This is a genomic window from Polaromonas sp. P1_G1 (assembly GCF_056405595.1).
Window position 1 is genome coordinate 1 of the sequence record NZ_JBFUBU010000304.1, and the last position, 359, is coordinate 359.

Annotated in this window: 2 protein-coding genes; both read left to right on the forward strand. The window is 58.5% G+C overall.

The features are described 5' to 3' along the window. Nucleotides 1-211, forward strand: a 211-nt coding sequence (locus AC1D1Y_RS26965; RefSeq protein WP_477685033.1) for an SRPBCC family protein, incomplete at its 5' end; no start/stop codon positions are given. A gap of 4 nt (nt 212-215) precedes the next feature. Further along, a partial coding sequence (locus tag AC1D1Y_RS26970) for a GFA family protein (protein WP_477685034.1) occupies nt 216-359 on the forward strand: 144 nt, incomplete at its 3' end.

Sequence of the window (359 nt, forward strand, 5' to 3'; positions counted from 1 at the left end):
GCACATGATCAAACCGTTCGAGGGACGCAATGTGGCCACCTTCAGCCTAACCCCCGATGGCGATGGCACACGGGTGACCTGGAGCCTGGACGACAAACACCGCTTAGTGCACAAGGTCATGGGCATCTTTTTGAACCTGGACACCATGATTGGCAAAGACTTCGCGGTGGGCTTGGCCCAACTGAAAACCGTGGTGGAGCAACAAGGATAGACGCATGAACCAGACGTACCAAGGGAGCTGCCACTGCGGGCAGATCGCATTTGAGGTGGAGGGCGAACTGACCGGCGCCACCGATTGCAACTGCTCCATCTGCCAGCGCAAGGGCACGCTGATGTGGTTTGTGCCACGCGCCCAGTTG